This is a genomic window from Streptomyces sp. NPDC050504, from assembly GCF_044458065.1.
Classification (GTDB): domain Bacteria; phylum Actinomycetota; class Actinomycetes; order Streptomycetales; family Streptomycetaceae; genus Streptomyces.
The window spans coordinates 46,939-62,908 of the sequence record NZ_JBITHO010000005.1 but is presented as its reverse complement, the minus strand read 5'-3'; the positions used below and the strand labels follow the sequence as shown (position 1 = coordinate 62,908).

Genomic DNA, 15,970 nt, shown 5'->3' with positions numbered 1-15,970 from the left:
GCGGAAGCGGCGGCCGGGCCGCGCCGGACAACGGCGAAGCGCGCGGCCCCCGAAAGGCCGCGGCGGCCGCGCGGACCGCGGGAATTACGCAGCGTTCACGAGAGGTGCAGGCACTGTGAAGAAAGCAAGGGGCGCGGCGACTTCACTGATAACGATTCCGATTCGGAATGGTTATCTGACTGTAGGTTTGGGGGTCGGTGATCAACGTCCTTCATAGGATTCCCGGGTACTCATGGGGCACTTGAGTCTGCTGGCGAGGCACTCCCCACGTGCGCACCACGCGCTAGGGCCTCGCCCGGAGGGGAAGTCTGTTGTTTGCTCAACGGGGGCGGGGCCTGGCCCGCCGACTGTCCGCAGCGGTCCTCGTCACCGGCCTGGTGGCGGCGGGTGCGATATCCGGGGCGGGCGCCGCGGCAGCCCTGGACGCGCCCGACGACCAGAGCGGCGCGGTCGCCACCCTGGACGGGCTGAAGACCTACGACAGGGCCGTGCTCCGCACACCGGCCGAGAACGGTGCCCCCGCCAAGGTCACGGAACTGCCCGCCGGACTCTTCGAGATGACCGTCGACGGCGGCGGCAAGCTCAAGACGTACGGCATCGACGTCCACAACCCCACCCAGGACCAGGCCAAGTACCTGGAGACCCCCTGGGCGCAGACCTCGCTCGGCGCGAACAAGAACGCCGGGAAGATCCGCTGGATCCTCCAGCACTCCTACCCGCAGGTCGACGACCTCGTGGGCCTCGCCAAGGAGGCCGGCACGGGGCCGCTCAGCGAGAAGACAGCCGCCGCCGGAACCCAGGTCGCCGTCTGGCGGTACTCCGACAACGCCGCGGTCGAGGCCCTGGACCCGCAGGCCGAGAAGCTCGCCGACTGGCTCCAGAAGAAGGCGCGCACCGCCCAGGAGCCCCGCGCGTCCCTCACCCTGGAGCCCGCCGCCGTCTCCGGGAAGTCCGGCCACCGCCTCGGCCCCGTCACCGTCCGCACCACCGCGCGCCGCGTCGCGGTCGCCCCGCCCGCCGACGCCGCGGCCAACGGCATCCGGGTCGTCGACAAGAAGGGCAGGCCGGTCAAGGCCGCGGCCAACGGCGCGCAGCTCTTCTTCGACGTCCCCTCCACCGCCGTGGACGGCACCGCGTCGCTCGCCGTCCAGGCCACCGCCTCCGTGCCGGTGGGCCGCGTCTTCGCCGGGCTCACCAAGAGCCAGACCCAGATCCTGGCCGGGTCGAGCCAGTCCACGGTCACCGCGCGGGCCTCCGCCACCTGGGCCAAGGAGGGCGCCATCCCGGCGCTGACGGCCAGGAAGAACTGCGCCGACGGCGGCGTCGACATCACCGCGGTCAACAAGGGCGACCAGCCCTTCACCTTCGAGCTGCTGGACACCGAGCACGCCATCCCGGCCGGCCTGACGCGGACGGCCACCGTCCCGGTGCGCGAGGACCAGGCGTACGACTTCACGATCACCGGGCCCGGCGGCCTGTCCAGGAACTTCGAGGGCGTGCTCGACTGCCGCACCAGCGGCAGCCCCGCCGGCGGCATGTCCGCTCAGCTGACGCGGCAGAGCGCGCCCGGCGAGGCGGCGGGCCTCCCGGCGGTCCGCAGCGGCGGCGAGAACCTCGCGGAGACCGGCGGCTCCAGCACCACCCCGATGATCGCGGCGGCGGCGATCGCGCTCCTGCTGGTCGGCGGCGCGGCGGTCGTGCTGACCCGCAGGAAGAAGGAGAACGACGGCGGTGAGTAACCGCGCGTGAGCGGAGAGTGGCCCCGGTGTGCCCGTGCGCCGGGGCCGTTTCCGTCGGGGGAGCACGGGGGCCGTTTCCGTCCGGGGGCACGGGTGCGGCAGAATGGGATGGATCTGCCCACCCCACGATCTGCCGGACGGTTTCTCTTGGCTGAGTACATCTACACCATGCGCAAGACGCGCAAGGCGCACGGCGACAAGGTGATTCTGGATGACGTCTTCCTGAACTTCCTGCCCGGCGCGAAGATCGGTGTGGTCGGCCCGAACGGCGCCGGTAAGTCCACCGTCCTCAAGATCATGGCGGGCATCGAGCAGCCGTCCAACGGCGACGCCTTCCTCTCGCCCGGCTACAGCGTCGGCATCCTCATGCAGGAGCCGAAGCTCGACGAGTCGAAGACCGTCCTGGAGAACGTGCAGGACGGCGCGGCCGAGCTGATGGGCAAGCTCAAGCGCTTCAACGAGGTCGCCGAGCTGATGGCGACCGACTACAGCGACGAGCTGATGGAGGAGATGGGCAAGCTCCAGGAGGACCTGGACCACGCCAACGCGTGGGACCTCGACGGTCAGCTGGAGCAGGCCATGGACGCCCTGGGCTGCCCGCCCGGCGACTGGCCCGTCACCAACCTCTCCGGTGGCGAGAAGCGCCGCGTCGCGCTCTGCAAGCTCCTCATCGAGGCCCCGGACCTGCTCCTCCTCGACGAGCCCACCAACCACCTCGACGCCGAGTCGGTGAACTGGCTGGAGCAGCACCTCTCGAAGTACCCGGGCGCCGTCGTCGCGGTCACCCACGACCGGTACTTCCTGAACAACGTCGCCGAGTGGATCCTGGAGCTCGACCGCGGCCGGGCCATCCCCTACGAGGGCAACTACTCCACGTACCTCGACAAGAAGGCCGCCCGCCTCAAGGTCGAGGGCAAGAAGGACGAGAAGCGCGCCAAGCGCCTCAAGGAAGAGCTGGAGTGGGTGCGGTCCAACGCCAAGGGGCGGCAGACCAAGTCCAAGGCCCGTCTCGCCCGGTACGAGGAGATGGCGGCCGAGGCCGAGAAGATGCGGAAGCTGGACTTCGAGGAGATCCAGATCCCGCCGGGCCCGCGCCTGGGCTCCATCGTCGTCGAGGTCGAGAACCTCTCCAAGGCCTTCGGCGACAAGGTCCTCATCGACGACCTCAGCTTCACCCTGCCGCGCAACGGCATCGTCGGCATCATCGGCCCCAACGGTGCGGGCAAGACCACGCTGTTCAAGATGATCCAGGGTCTGGAGACGCCGGACTCCGGCAACATCAAGATCGGCGAGACCGTCAAGATCAGCTACGTCGACCAGGGCCGCGCCAACATCGACCCCAAGAAGACGCTGTGGGCCGTCGTCTCCGACGAGCTGGACTACATCAACGTCGGCCAGGTCGAGATGCCGTCCCGCGCCTACGTCAGCGCCTTCGGCTTCAAGGGCCCGGACCAGCAGAAGCCCGCGGGCGTGCTGTCCGGCGGTGAGCGCAACCGCCTCAACCTCGCCCTGACGCTCAAGGAGGGCGGCAACCTGCTGCTCCTCGACGAGCCGACCAACGACCTCGACGTCGAGACCCTGTCGTCCCTGGAGAACGCGCTCCTGGAGTTCCCCGGCTGCGCCGTGGTCATCTCCCACGACCGCTGGTTCCTGGACCGGGTGGCGACGCACATCCTCGCGTACGAGGGCGAGTCGAAGTGGTACTGGTTCGAGGGCAACTTCGAGTCGTACGAGAAGAACAAGATCGAGCGCCTGGGCGCCGACGCGGCCCGTCCGCACCGCGCCACGTACAAGAAGCTCACCCGGGGCTGAGGCGACGATGGCCCGGCACATCTACAGCTGCCCCCTGCGCTGGTCGGACATGGACGCCTTCGGGCACGTCAACAACGTCGTCTTCCTGCGGTACCTGGAAGAGGCGCGGATCGACTTCATGTTCCGGCTCGCGCCGGGGGACGGCTCGCCGTCGTTCTCCGGCGGGTCCGTCGTGGCCCGCCACGAGATCGACTACAAGCGGCCGCTGGTCCACCGGCACGAGCCGGTGACCGTCGAGTCCTGGGTCACGAAGATAGGCGCGGCGTCCCTGACCATCGCCTACGAGATCAAGGACGCCGACCAGGTCTACGTGGCCGCGTCGACCGTGGTCGTGCCCTACGACCTGGAAGCGGCCAGGCCCCGCAGGATCTCCGCGGAGGAGCGCAGCTTCCTCCAGGCCTACCTGGACAACGGGGCCGACGGTGTCGGCGGGGCCGAAGGTGACGGCGACGCCACCGCCGGGTCCGGCCGGGGCCGGGGCGCCCTCGCGGCGTAAGGAAGACGATGACAGCGCCCGTACAGACCCTGCGGTTCGCGGATGCCGGGGAGGCGGCGGACCTCGCCGCCTTCCTCGGCCGCCTGATCCACTACGACCGGGCGGCGGCCGTCAGGCTGCAGGGCCTGGGCGGCGCGCTGGCCGTGTTCGGACGGCCGCCCTCCTTCGAGGTGCTGGCCGTCCGCGCGGTACGGCTCGACGCGGACGCGTCGGGCCCCGGAGGGGACGCGGCGGTCTTCGACCGCACGGTCTCCGCCGGGGAACTGCTCGAAGGCATCGGGGACGAGCGGGAGTTCGGCGTCCCCCAGGCCGTCACCGGGCCGCCGTGGGCCGGGGTGCTCCCGCCGCGCGGCGGCTGGCAGGAGGTCGCCGGGCTGCCCGGCGCCGACGACATGCGGGCGGCCGTCGCCGCCGCCGTGAGCGAGTTCCGCGCCCGCGACGAGGCGCTGCCCGACGAGCGGCGCACCCGCGCCGAACGGGACCTCATCGGGCGCGAGATCTGGTCGCGCGAGCTGGGGTCCACCGGACTGCCGCTGCGCGCGGTGCACGCCGCGCAGTCGCTGGGCTTCCTCCGCCCCGGCGTGCCCGTCGCGCTGCTCGGCGCGGGCTCCTGGCTCCGGCTCCGTACGCCCTTCGGCTCCGTCGCGCTGCGCACGGCGGGGATCGGCGACGCGCGCAGGCTGGGCCTCACCCCCGTCTGACCCGGTGCGCGGCCCTTGACGGGGCGCCCGGGTCTTTCCACCATGGCGGGGCCAGGGAGAGTCCGCGGCCGGCCGGGAGGACGCATGGCACGCGCGTACGACGTGATCGTCCTGGGCCTCGGCGGCATGGGCAGTGCCGCCGCGGCCCACCTCGCGGAGCGCGGCGCCCGGGTGCTCGGCCTGGAGCGGTACGGCCCCGCGCACGACCGGGGGTCCAGCCACGGCGGCTCCCGGGCCACGCGCCAGTCCTACTTCGAGGGCCCCGACTACGTACCGCTGCTGCTGCGCGCCTTCGAGCTGTACGAGCGGCTGGAGCGCGACACGGGCCGCGACGTCGTCACGCTGTGCGGCGGGCTGATGGCGGGCCGGCCCGACGCGCGGACCGTCGCGGGCTCCCTGCTCTCCGCCCGGCAGTGGGACCTGCCGCACGAACTGCTCGACGCCAAGGAGATCGGGCGCCGCTTCCCGACGCTCGCCCCCGCCGCCGACGAGGTCGGGCTCTTCGAGCCGCGCGCGGGCTTCCTGCGCCCCGAGAACACCGTGTCGGCCCACCTCGCGCTGGCCGCGCGGCACGGCGCCGCGCTGCACTTCCAGGAACCGGCGACCGGCTGGGAGCCGTACGGGGACGGGGTCCGCGTCCGCACCGCCGAAGCGGCCTACACGGCAGGGCAGTTGGTGGTCTGCCCCGGTGCGTGGGCGCCCGCGCTGCTCGCCGACGTCGGGGTGCCGATCGTGGCGCAGCGGCAGGTCACGTACTGGTTCGAGCCGCGCGGCGGCACCGCCGCCTACACGCCCGACCGGCAGCCGATCCACATCTGGGAGGACTCCGACGGCGTGCAGTCCTACGGCTTCCCCGCCATCGACGGGCCGGACGGCGGCGTCAAGGTCGCGTTCTTCCGCGAGGGCGGGAGCCCCTGCACGCCCGAGACCGTCGACCGGACGGTCCGCGCGGAGGAGGTCGCCGCGGTGGCGCGGCACGCCGCGCGGTTCGTCCCCGGGCTGCCCGGGACGTTCCTGCGGGCGGTGACCTGCATGTACTCCAACACCCCCGACGAGCACTTCGTGATCGACCGGCATCCGGCCTGCCCCGACCGGGTCTCGGTCGCGTGCGGGTTCTCCGGGCACGGCTTCAAGTTCGTGACCGTCGTGGGGGAGATCCTGGCGGACCTCGCGCTTGAGGGGGCCACGGGGCATCCCGTCGGCCTGTTCGCGGCGGGGCGGTTCCCGCCGCAGGGCCCGGGGTGAGCGGACCGTCCGACGCGGGCGCCCCCCTCACCGCGACGCCCCTCACCGCGACGCCCGTTCACCTCGGCGCCCCTCACCGCGGCGCCCGTTCGCCTCGGCGCCCCTCACCCCAACGGCCAGAGGTACGGGCCCTCCGGGTCGTCCAGCCAGGCCCATTGGGCGCCCGCTTCGGTGACCGTCACCCCGAAGCGTTCGCGTGCCGGGCGCGCCTCGCCCTGCCACAGGGACAGTGCCTCGTGCGGATCCAGGCGCCCCGCGGTGAGCGCCAGCAGGAAGCGGAACAGCTCGTCCTCCACCGCGCGCCGCGGCAGGCCCCCCACGTGCGGCACCCCCGGCCACAGCGCCGCCGCCCCGCCGCGCAGGGGCACGAAGTAGGCCGGGGTGGGCAGGAACCGGCCCTCGGCCCGCCGCGCGCCCGCCGCGTCCACCGTCACGGTCAGCGCGATCAGCCCGTTCGCCAGGGGCGCGAGCACCCGGGCGCCCTCTCCGCACTGCGCCAGCCACGCGGGCGGCACCGACGGCAGCGTGCACGTCGCGACGATCCGGTCGTAGGGGCCGCGCGCCGGGCACCCCCGGGCGCCGTCCCCGGTCACGACCGCCGGGTGGTACCCGGCCGCCGCCAGGTGCCGCCTGGCCGCCTCGGCGATCTCCGGGTCGAGGTCCACCGTGGTGACCAGGTCGTCGCCGAGCCGGTGCGACAGGAGCGCCGCGTTGTAGCCCGTGCCCGCGCCGATCTCCAGGACGGCGTCCCCGTCCCGCACCTCAAGGGCCTGGAGCATCCGGGCCATCAGGGAGGGCTGGCTGCTGGAGGAGACCAGCTCGCCGTCCCGCACCCGCGTCGCGAGCGGCCCGTCGGAGTACGCGCCGCGCAGCCAGCGCGCGCGGCGCACCGGATCGGGGTCGTCGCACCACAGCCGCTCGTACCCGCCCGGCCTGCTCACGAAGTAGTACGGCACGAAGAGGTGGCGGGGCACCTCTTCGAACGCGGTGCGCCAGGCCCGGTCCTCCAGCGTCCCGCCCGCCGCGATCGCCCGGACCAGCTGCCACCGCGCGTCGGCTGCCGACTCGGCGTACGGATCCCGCTGCGGCGCACCCATGCACCCACTGTGCTGCTCCGGAGCCCAGGAAGCGAGTGGTCCTACGCCTCGGGTACTCGGCCGGGTGGTCTGAGACCATGGAGGGGTGACTGAGAATCCGCGCGACACGCTTCAGGAGCAGACCTTCTACGAGCAGGTCGGCGGCGAGGAGACCTTCCGACGCCTGGTGCACCGCTTCTACCAGGGGGTCGCCGAAGACCCGCTGCTGAAGCCGATGTACCCGGAGGAGGACCTGGGCCCCGCCGAGGAACGGCTCGTGCTCTTCCTCATGCAGTACTGGGGCGGGCCGCGCACCTACAGCGACCACCGGGGCCACCCGCGGCTGCGCATGCGGCACGCGCCGTTCCAGGTCGACCGGGCCGCGCACGACGCCTGGCTGAAGCACATGCGGGCGGCCGTCGACGAGCTGGGGCTCGACGAGGAGCACGAGCGGACGCTCTGGAACTACCTGACGTACGCGGCCGCTTCCATGGTGAACACCGCGGGCTGACGCGTCACGCGGTGTCACGGACCGCCGCGCTGCGTTCCGTTCAAAACGCTGTGTAGCGCCGCATGTACGGAATTCGGTGGTCCGTTATCGAATAACGGTCACAATCCCATCAAGGTCGGTCCGCAAACGGTTTCCTTCGGCCAATGCCCTCTGAAAGTATCCCCGGAACGCCGGGGGGCGCGGGGGCGAAGACCAGCTGTTTGTAGGGGGACCGGTGACGGGGTTCGTATTCCTGCGCGCGAGGGCGCACCGGCTCTTGCTGGCCGCGGCGGTGCTCGCGGTCCTCCTGACCACGGCGGTGCTCGCCGCGCTCACCGCCTTCTCCGGCTCCATCGGCGACGCGGCCCTGCGCCACACGCTCACCCACCGCGCCGCCGCCGAGGCCACGCTCGTCGTCGGCGCCCACCTCAGCGACCCCGAGCTGGCCGCGCGGGCGAAGAAGGACGTGGCCGAAAAGGCGCCCCGGGCGTTCGACGGACTGCCCGTCGCCCTGCGCGAGTTCGCCGTCTCGGGGCCGTACGCGCTGCCGCGCGGCCTGCAGAGGACCGACGCGAAGGACGGAACGGAACCGGGGACGAAACCCGGCGCGCGGAGCGGCACGGACAAGAAGGGCGAGAAGGCCGGCGACCCCGACCTCACCCACTTCGCCGCCGTCGACCGCAGCCGCGTCCGCCTCACCTCGGGCACCTGGCCGAAGAAGCCCACGGGCGACACCGTCGAGGTCGCCCTGCCCCGCGCCGCCGCCCAGCGCCTCGCGCTCAAGCCCGGCGCAGCCTTCCCGCTCACCGACCGCGTCGGCGGCCCGAACGCCACCGTCAAGGTCCGCCTCACCGGCATCTACGAGCCCGTCGACCGCACCGACCCGTACTGGCAGCTCGACGACCTCGGCGGGCGCGGCATGCGCTCCCTCACCTTCACCACCTACGGGCCGCTGCTCACCGACCCCTCCGTGCTCGACGCGCGCCGCGTTACCGACGGCAGCCGGTCCTGGATCGCCACCGCCGACTTCCGCACCCTCACCACCGACCGCATCGACTCCCTGCGCGCCGCGGCCAAGAGCACCGCAGCGGCCCTCACCAGCACCAAGGACTACCAGGGCGCCGTCACCGCCCGCACCGAACTCCCCAACGTCCTCGACCAGGCCGAGCGCGCCCTGCTGGTGTCCCGCTCGACGCTGACCATCGTCGCCGTCCAGCTCGTCCTGCTCGCCGCCTACGCGCTGCTCCTCGTCGCCCGCCTGCTGTCCACCGAACGCGCGGGCGAGACCGACCTGCTGCGCGCCCGCGGCGGCTCGCGCGGCCGCATCACCGCGCTCGCCGCGATCGAGGCCCTGCTCATCGCCGCGCCCGCCGCCCTCGGCGCCCCGCTCCTGGCCGGCCCCCTCACCGAACTCCTCGCCGACCGGGGCGGCCTGACCGACCTCGGGCTGCGCATCGGCGGCGGCGACACCGCCACCGTCTGGCTCGTCGCCGTCGGCACCGCGCTCGGCTGCGCGCTCGCCGTCGTCGCCCCCGCCCTCACCGCCACGTCCGCCCGCGCGGGACGCACCGCGACGCTGCCGGGACCCGTGCGCGCGGGCGCCGACATCGCGCTGCTGGCCATCGCGGGCGTCGCCTACTGGCAGCTCGACCGGCAGACCGGCGACTTTGGCGGCGGCGCGCTCAGCGGCGACCGCTCCGGCAGCCTCGGCATCGACCCGCTGCTGGTCGCCGCGCCCGCCCTGGCACTGCTCGCCGGCACCGTACTGACCCTGCGGCTGCTGCCGCCCGCCGCCAAGCTCGCCGAACGGCGCGCCGCCGGCGGCCGCGGACTGCCCGCCGCGCTCGCCGGATGGCAGTTCAGCCGCCGCCCGCTGCGCGGCGCGGGCCCCGTCCTGCTGCTGGTCCTCGCCGTCGCGATGGGCATGCTGGCCATCGGCCAGGCCGCCTCCTGGGACCGCTCGCAGCAGGACCAGGCCGACTTCGCCTCCGGCGCCGACATCCGCGTCACCGGCGGCCACATCGGCGACATCGCCCACGCGGGCGAGTTCACCGCGGTCCCCGGCGTCAGGGCCGCCGCCCCCGCCTACCGCACCACCGAGGAACTGTCCGGCAACCGCCAGACCACCCTCCTCGCCGTCGACACCGCGAACGCCGCCGACGGACTGCTCCTGCGCGACGACCTCAGCGACGACACCGCCCGCGACGTCCTCGCCGCCGTCGCGCCTGCCGAAGCGCCCCGCGCCGGACTGCGGATCCCCGAGAAGACCCGGCAGCTCGGCATCGACCTGCGCATCGCCGTCCAGGGCGCGCCGCGCGGCGTCTCGCCCTCCCGGGCCGAACCCCTGGTGACCGTCGCACTCGAAGACCGCTACGGCATCCCGTACCGCGTCCTCCTGGGCCCCGTCCCCGCCGACGGCCGCCGCCACACCTTCCCGCTCGACGTCGGCCCCCAGGGCGGCCTCGCCCTCACCGGCTTCGAGGTCGACCAACTGGAGCCCGTGGGCACCGCCGAACGCCAGCAGCTGACGATCGAGGCGATACGGGCGGTCGGCACCGACGGCGCGGTGCGCCCCGTCCCCCTGACGTCCGCCGCCACCGGCACCTGGCGCGGCGAGCAGAGCACCAGCAGGGGGGACGACGTCGCCCCGCTGACCACCGTCGGCACCGGAAGCACCCCGCTCTCCGTCTCCTACGACACCGGCAACGCCCCCGACCCCAACGAGTTCGAATGGGTCGAACCCGCCACCGTCAACGTCGTCGTCAAGGCCCAGCGCCCCAAGACGCCCACCGTGCTCAAGGCCGTCGCCACCGACACCTACCTCAAGGCGGCGGGCGCCAAGGTCGGCCAGCGCATCACGGTCACCCTCAACGGCGAGAGCGTCAACGCGACCCTCGTGAAGTCCGTACGGCACCTGCCCACCACGGGACCCGCCGCCGGAGGACCACCGCCCGACAGCACCGGGGAGGCCGCCAAACGCGACGGCGGGGCGCTCCTGTTCGACCTGCGCGCCCTCAACCAGCTGTTCGCCCGGAGCGACACCGCAGGCCTCTTCCCCGGCGAATGGTGGCTGAGCGCCGCCCCCGGCAAGTCCGCCGAAGCCGCCGCCGCCGTGCTCGCCCGCCCCGACCAGGAGCCCAGCCAGGTCCACGTCCGCGACCGGGCCGCCGAAGCACTGACCAGCGACCCGCTCGGCGCCGGACCGCGCTCCGCGCTGCTCGCCGTCGCCGTGGTCGCCGCCGCGCTCGCCGCCGTCGGCTTCGGCGTCAGCGCGGTGGGCAGCCGCCGCGAACGCGGCGCCGAATTCGCCGTCCTGCGCGCCATCGGCGCCCCCGGCAGGCAGCTCGCCCGGATGATCGCCGCCGAACAGACCGTGCTGATCGCCATCGGCTCCCTCGTCGGCCTCGCCATCGGAGCCGTACTCACCCGGGCCGTCGTCCCGCTCATCGTCCTCACCGGACAGGCCACCAAGCCCGTCCCCGAAGTCCTCGTCGAACTCCCCGTCGGGCAGGTCGCCCTGCTCATCGCCGGAGTGACCCTGGCACCGCTGCTGATCGTCGCCGCGATCGCACTGCGCCGCACCGATCCCGTCGTCACGCTGCGCCAGGGGAGCAACTGACATGAAGAACCCAGCCGCCGCACCCTGGGTACGCACCAGGCTGCGCACCGCGCCGGGCGCCGCCCTCGCCCTGGCCCTGCTCGTCCTGCTCAGCAGCTTCCTCGCCGCCGCCCTGCCCAGGGCCGTCGACAGCTACGAGACCAAGGCACTGCGCGCCGACATCGACGCCTTCCCCATGCGCAGCGTCCTGCGCGTCAGCAACCCGCCCTACCAGGCGGGCCAGGACCCCAGCAACGCCGACCAGCTCCTGCGCGCCCCCGAACTGGCCGAACGCGACGAGAAGCTGCGCGCCCTCTTCGACGCGCCCCTCGCCATCGACCCCGCCCAGTCCGCCCACGGCACGCGCAACACCCACGCCGTCGCCTCCCCCGACCCCTACCTGCCGCGCCCCGACCGGGTCGACCCCGAGCTGACCCTCCACGCCCGCTCGGGCCTGCGCGAGCACGCCAAGCTCCGCGAAGGCCGCTGGCCCGTCGTCAAGGGCGCCGTCGGCGAGGGCACCCGGGAGATCGAGGGCACCCTCACCTCCGCCACCGCCAAGGCCCTGCACATCAAGACCGGCTCCGTGGTCAACCTCGGCGTCGCCGACGGCCTGGCCGTACGGATCACCGGCATCGTCGACCCCGTCGACCCCGGCAGCCCCTACTGGTCCGTCGACCCGCTGCTGCACACCCCGACCCTCGCCCCCAAGGCCACGCCCAAGCCGCCACCCCTCTACTTCTGGACCGGCGCCCTGCTGCTGCCCCCCGAGGCGGGCCCCGCCGTGCTGCGGCTCAACCGCTTCCAGGGCTCCGTCGAGATGTACTGGGACTACGTGCCCGACGCGCGCCGCGTGCGGGCCACCGACATCGGCCTGCTCAAGGAGCGCGTCGCCGCCCTCGAATCCGGGCCGGGACTCGTCGCCGTGCGCGAGGCGGGCGGCGACAACGCGGACCTCGCCACCGACCTCGACGACCGGCTGAACGCCTTCGACGACACGCGCGGCGCGCTCACCCCGATCATCGCCGTCGCCGCCAGCGGAGTCGGCGCCGTCGCCGCCATCGTCATCGCCATGGCGGGCGGCCTCGCCGCGGCCCGCCGCCGCGCCGAACTGGCCCTGCTGCGCTCGCGCGGCGGCTCCCTGCGCGGCATCGGCGGCCGGCTGCTCGCCGAGACCTCCGTCGTCGTCCTGCCCGCCGCCGCACTCGGCCTGCTCCTCGCGCTGCTCACCGTCGGCGACGGCAGGACCGGCCCCTCGCTCGTCGGCGCGGGCGCCTTCGCCCTGGTCGGCTGTCTCGCCCTGCCGCTGCGCGCCGTGTTCGCCCACCGCAGGCCGCAGTCCCACGGCGGCCGCGAGGACGTCGTCTCCGCCCGCCCCTCCAAGCGCCGCACCGTCGCCGAACTCGCCCTGCTGGTCCTCGCCGTCGGCGCCGTCGCCGCACTGCGCCGACGCGGCACGGGCGGCTCCACCGACCTGCTGGTCAGCACAGCCCCCGTCCTGGTCGGCCTGATCGCCGCCCTCGTCCTGGTCCGCCTCTACCCGCTGCCGCTGCGGCTCGCCGCCCGCCCCTCCGCCAGGACCAGGGGAGCCGTCGGCTTCCTCTCGCTGGCCAGGGCGGGCCGCGCCCCGGCGGGCAACGGCGCGCTCCCGCTGCTCGCCCTGCTCACCGCGCTCACCACGGCCGCGTTCGGCGGCGCCGTGCTCGCCGGGATCGACCAGGCACGGGACCGCACCGCGACGCTCACCACCGGCGCCGACGCCCGGATCTCCGGCCCCGCCGACCTCCTGGAGATCCCGCCCGCCGCCGTCGACGAGGTCCGCGGCACCGCGGGCGTACGGGCCGTGGCGCCAGTACTGATCGAGTACGGCGTCCCGGTGCTCACCGAGGACCAGTCCACCGACGGCGCCAGCCTGACCCTCGTGGGCGTCGAGCCGACGTCGTACGAGCGGATCTCCCGCGACGCCGACATCGGCCCGGTCCCCGCGCGCGAACTGACCGCCACCGGCAGCGCGGCGGGCAAGCCGAACGGCGACGCCGCCGACCGGACGCTCACCGCGATCGCCTCGCCCGACGTCGCCCGGCGGCTCGGCACGGCACCGCGCAAACTCCTCACCCGGGCGGGCGACTTCACCGTGCGCGTGGTGGCCGTCCGCCACCGCACCGCGGCCGTGCGCGACCGCAGCTTCCTCGTCGTCAACACCGCGGGCCTGGTCCACCGGCAGACCACCACGCTGCTGGTCTCCGGCCCCGGCGCCGACCCGGCCGCCCTGCGCGCCGCGGCCAAGGGCTTCAAGGTCCTGGCACGCGCAGAGGAACGCGCCCAGTACCGCGACTCGCAGATGCAGTCGGGCGCCCGCCGCATCTACACCGCGGCCATCGGGGCCGGCGCGGGCTACGCCGTACTGGCCCTGCTGCTCTCCCTGCTCCAGACCGCGGGCGAGCGCACCACCCTGCTGGCCAGGCTGCGCACCATGGGCCTGACCGGCGGACAGAGCCGACGACTGCTGATCTACGAGGCGCTGCCGCAGGCGCTCCTCGCGGCGGTCGGCGGCGTCCTGGTCGGCTGGGCGACCATCGCCCTGCTCGACCCCGGAATCGACCTGGGCCGGCTGGCCCTGTCCCAGGCGCCGGGCGCGACCACCGAACTGCTGGCGGACGCCTCGCTGCGCACCGACGCCTGGTCACTCGGCCTGCCCGCACTGGGCCTGCTGGTGCTCGCGGCCGCGGTGGCCGCGGGGCAGGCCTGGTGGACCGGACGGCGCGGCCCCATCAATGAACTGAGGGCGGGAGACAACCGATGATGACGACGCTGGCCGAGCTTGAGCAGCGGGCCGCCGAGCGGCGGGACCGACCTTCCTTCGGGCACGACGCGCTGATCACCTGTGACCGGCTGGTCCGGATCTTCAGCGCGGACGGAGTGGAGGTGCAGGCGCTCCAGGGCCTGGACCTCCTCGTCAGGGAGGGCGAGTTGATGGCCCTGGTCGGCGCGTCCGGTAGCGGCAAGTCGACCCTGATGAACATCCTGGCCGGGCTCGACGTCCCCACGGCGGGCGCGGCGAAGGTCGGGGGCTGCGACCTGCTCGCCATGGGCGCGAAGGAACGGCTGCGCTACCGGCGGGACGTGGTGGGTTTCGTCTGGCAGCAGACGGCGCGCAACCTGCTGCCGTACATGACGGCGGTCCAGAACGTCATGCTGCCGATGCAACTGCGCGGCAAGAGCGGTGGCGGCGGCGCGGTGAAGAAGGCGGACCGGGCCGACCGGGCCGAGGAACTGCTGCGGATGATGGACATCGCGGACTGCCGCGACCGCCGCCCCCAGCAGCTGTCCGGCGGCCAGCAGCAGCGGGTCGCGATCGCCGTCGCACTGGCCAACGCGCCCTCCGTGCTGCTCGCCGACGAACCGACCGGCGAGCTGGACTCGGCGACCGGCGAGCAGATCTTCGCCGCGTTCCGCCGCGCGAACGAGGAGCTGGGCACGACGATCGTGATCGTCACCCACGACCAGGCGGTCGCCGACGAGGTGCGCCGCACGGTCGCCATCCGCGACGGCCGCACCTCGTCCGAGGTCCTGCGCCGCACCGAGGTCGACGCGACGACCGGCCAGGAGTCCCTGGTGGCCCGCGAGTACGCCATGCTCGACCGGGCGGGCCGCCTCCAGCTCCCCGCGGAGTACACCCAGACGCTGGGCATGCGGGACCGGGTCATGCTGGAACTGGAACAGGACCACATCGGCGTGTGGCCGGACGGAGCGGACGGGCCCGCGGGCAACGGCGGCTGAGGCCGCGGCGATCGACGAGGGGCGAGGGGAGCGGGGAGCCCCAGAGCCTGTGTCCGGACCTGGGGGCCGCGCCGATCCGACCCAGGTCCGGACCCAGGCCCTCAGCCGGTCGGGGTGGTGAGGACCGCTTGGAGGCGGGCTCGGCAGTCGGCCACGAAGGCCGGGTAGGTGTGCCAGTAGTACGTGAGTCCGTTGACGCCCACCGCGATCGCCCAGGCCCGAGCGCGGGACCAGGTCGCGGTGTCCAGGTCCAGCGCGTTCCAGTAGGCCCGCCGCGCCTCGGGCGGCAGGTCCCAGACCGTGGAGTGCTCGGCGTCGGGCAGGCCGACCGAGAGGCAGCCGAAGTCGATGACCGCGTGCAGCCCGCCCTCCCGCACCAGGAGGTTGGTGGGCTTGAGGTCGCCGTGGAGCCACACGTGGGGCGCGGTGGACGCGGGCAGGGCGCGTGCGGCCCGCCACATCTCCGCCAGGGCGTCCACGTCGAGTTCGTGGCCCACCAGGGCGCGGCACTCGTCGAGGCGGTCGCCCACCCACGGGTCGCACTCGCTCAGGTCGCCCCCGCGGTACCAGCTGAGGTCGTCCGCGCGGACCGCGCCCATCAGGTCGATGCCGTGGAACTCGCGCACGGCCGTCGCGAGGTCCGCCCCGAAGGCGGCCCAGTCGGCGACGGTGCCGGGTCCCGGCACGTCGCCGTCGATCCAGCGGTAGACCGACCAGGGGAGCGGGAAGGCGCCGGTCGGCGTCCCGGCGTGGACGGGCTCGGGGACGCGGCGCGTGAGGTGGGGCGCCAGGCGGGGCAGCCACTCCTGTTCCTTCCGGAGCGACCGTGCCGTGTCGGCGGTCCGCGGAAGCCGTACGAGCAGCTCGTCACCCAACCGGTACATGGTGTTGTCCGTCCCCGCGCCCGCGAAGGACAACGGCAGGTCGGACCACTGGGGGCACTGTGTTCTCACGAGCGATCCGACGAGTGCCTCGTCCGAGTGGATCTCGTTCTGGTGGAGCGTCACGACGGAAGTCTGGACGCCGGGGGCGC

Annotated in this window: 11 protein-coding genes; 9 read left to right on the top strand and 2 right to left on the bottom strand. The window is 73.8% G+C overall.

All coding sequences use genetic code 11. The annotated features are described in order from the left end of the window. Window positions 1-311 precede the first annotated feature (311 nt). The 5 genes from ACIBNE_RS19340 (at window position 312) to solA (ending at window position 5,993) form a co-directional block, all read left to right on the top strand. Window positions 312-1,739, top strand: coding sequence for an LAETG motif-containing sortase-dependent surface protein (locus tag ACIBNE_RS19340; protein WP_399273067.1), 1,428 nt, complete (start codon window positions 312-314; stop codon window positions 1,737-1,739). A gap of 147 nt (window positions 1,740-1,886) precedes the next feature. Beyond that, complete coding sequence (ettA, locus tag ACIBNE_RS19335; RefSeq protein WP_399273065.1) at window positions 1,887-3,551, top strand: energy-dependent translational throttle protein EttA; 1,665 nt, start codon at window positions 1,887-1,889, stop codon at window positions 3,549-3,551. 7 nt (window positions 3,552-3,558) lie between these two features. Further along, window positions 3,559-4,047 carry an acyl-CoA thioesterase gene (locus ACIBNE_RS19330; RefSeq protein ID WP_399273063.1) on the top strand — a complete coding sequence of 163 codons (489 nt, stop codon included), beginning with the start codon at window positions 3,559-3,561 and terminating at the stop codon, window positions 4,045-4,047. 8 nt (window positions 4,048-4,055) lie between these two features. After that, window positions 4,056-4,748: a hypothetical protein gene (locus ACIBNE_RS19325; protein WP_399273062.1), complete on the top strand. Its 693-nt coding sequence runs from the start codon at window positions 4,056-4,058 to the stop codon at window positions 4,746-4,748. An 84-nt stretch (window positions 4,749-4,832) separates the two neighbouring features. Next, a complete protein-coding gene (gene solA, locus ACIBNE_RS19320; RefSeq protein WP_399273061.1) occupies window positions 4,833-5,993 on the top strand; it encodes an N-methyl-L-tryptophan oxidase in 1,161 nt (386 codons plus the stop codon). A 104-nt stretch (window positions 5,994-6,097) separates the two neighbouring features. Here the strand turns inward: solA and ACIBNE_RS19315 are convergent, their stop codons facing one another. Then, a complete protein-coding gene (locus ACIBNE_RS19315) occupies window positions 6,098-7,090 on the bottom strand; it encodes a methyltransferase domain-containing protein (protein ID WP_399273060.1) in 993 nt (330 codons plus the stop codon). Between the two features lie 85 nt (window positions 7,091-7,175). Here ACIBNE_RS19315 and ACIBNE_RS19310 point away from each other — a divergent pair, with 85 nt between their 5' ends. The 4 genes from ACIBNE_RS19310 (at window position 7,176) to ACIBNE_RS19295 (ending at window position 14,937) form a co-directional block, all read left to right on the top strand. Continuing rightward, window positions 7,176-7,580 carry a globin gene (locus ACIBNE_RS19310; RefSeq protein ID WP_399273058.1) on the top strand — a complete coding sequence of 135 codons (405 nt, stop codon included), beginning with the start codon at window positions 7,176-7,178 and terminating at the stop codon, window positions 7,578-7,580. A 214-nt stretch (window positions 7,581-7,794) separates the two neighbouring features. Further along, entirely contained in the window at window positions 7,795-11,178 is a 3,384-nt protein-coding gene (locus ACIBNE_RS19305) for an FtsX-like permease family protein (protein WP_399273056.1), read from the top strand. Between the two features lies 1 nt (window position 11,179). Beyond that, on the top strand, window positions 11,180-13,960 hold the full coding sequence (locus ACIBNE_RS19300) for an FtsX-like permease family protein (RefSeq protein ID WP_399273054.1): 2,781 nt from the start codon (window positions 11,180-11,182) through the stop codon (window positions 13,958-13,960). Then, a complete protein-coding gene (locus ACIBNE_RS19295; protein WP_399273052.1) occupies window positions 13,957-14,937 on the top strand; it encodes an ABC transporter ATP-binding protein in 981 nt (326 codons plus the stop codon). Before ACIBNE_RS19300 ends, ACIBNE_RS19295 begins: the two co-directional genes overlap by 4 nt. 101 nt (window positions 14,938-15,038) lie before the next feature. Here the strand turns inward: ACIBNE_RS19295 and ACIBNE_RS19290 are convergent, their stop codons facing one another. Next, window positions 15,039-15,944: an aminoglycoside phosphotransferase family protein gene (locus ACIBNE_RS19290; RefSeq protein ID WP_399273050.1), complete on the bottom strand. Its 906-nt coding sequence runs from the start codon at window positions 15,942-15,944 to the stop codon at window positions 15,039-15,041. Window positions 15,945-15,970 lie beyond the last annotated feature (26 nt).

Bases quoted from the DNA above. Each gene is read 5' to 3' on its own strand.
- ACIBNE_RS19330 (WP_399273063.1), top strand. From the start codon at position 3,559: ATGGCCCGGCACATCTACAGCTGCCCCCTGCGCTGGTCGGACATGGAC.
- ACIBNE_RS19325 (WP_399273062.1), top strand. From the start codon at position 4,056: ATGACAGCGCCCGTACAGACCCTGCGGTTCGCGGATGCCGGGGAGGCG.
- solA (WP_399273061.1), top strand. From the start codon at position 4,833: ATGGCACGCGCGTACGACGTGATCGTCCTGGGCCTCGGCGGCATGGGC.
- ACIBNE_RS19315 (WP_399273060.1), bottom strand. From the start codon at position 7,090: ATGGGTGCGCCGCAGCGGGATCCGTACGCCGAGTCGGCAGCCGACGCG.
- ACIBNE_RS19300 (WP_399273054.1), top strand. From the start codon at position 11,180: ATGAAGAACCCAGCCGCCGCACCCTGGGTACGCACCAGGCTGCGCACC.
- ACIBNE_RS19295 (WP_399273052.1), top strand. From the start codon at position 13,957: ATGATGACGACGCTGGCCGAGCTTGAGCAGCGGGCCGCCGAGCGGCGG.